Origin of the sequence: Vibrio sp. 1562 (assembly GCF_033340155.1) — a bacterium.
GTDB lineage: Bacteria > Pseudomonadota > Gammaproteobacteria > Enterobacterales > Vibrionaceae > Vibrio > Vibrio alginolyticus.
In genome coordinates, this window is sequence record NZ_JAWOVY010000606.1 from 1 (window position 1) to 571 (window position 571).

Sequence of the window (571 nt, forward strand, 5' to 3'; positions counted from 1 at the left end):
TGCTGATCGACAAGGTTGCCATCGGTATCTTTAATGCGGGTCACTAACATGTGGTGCCCCGGTTCTGATTTGCTCAGCGTGAGTTCTACTTGTTCGCTTGCACCATCTTGAATTGAACCCGTCCAACTTGCTAGTGGTTCGCGATGATGATTGTAAACCGTTAACTCGGCGGTTAAGTCGCCCTCTGCGGTAAGAGTGAGGTCTAAAGAGGTTGGTTCTGTAGCAATTATGTACTCACTGGCAAGACCATCAACCGTGAGTGAATAGTCAGGTACTGGCGTTTCAATATTGTAGCCAATTTCAACACGCTCAAGGCCACTGTTTGATTGCAGGTAAATTGGGTTCGTGCCGTACACTGGCGTGAACTTGTCTTCCGAATATTGACCAGCTTGAAGCTTAGTTTGCTCTTGGTTGACTTTACTCGCCAAGGCGTAAGACCAGTTTTTCGCTTGAGTGAGTGCGTCGTTACTAATTGCTAGTTCAGTGCGGTATGCAACGTTCTCTCCAGATTGATCAAACACGCGAGTGTAAACCGAATCGCCAACCTTTAGATTCATAGTAGGGATGATTT

The 571-nt window shown here is 46.6% G+C and carries 1 pseudogene; it reads right to left on the bottom strand.

Features of this window, described 5'->3' with window-relative positions:
• Positions 1-571 (bottom strand): annotated as a pseudogene (locus R7Z49_RS26665) (N-acetylglucosamine-binding protein GbpA); the annotation flags it as partial.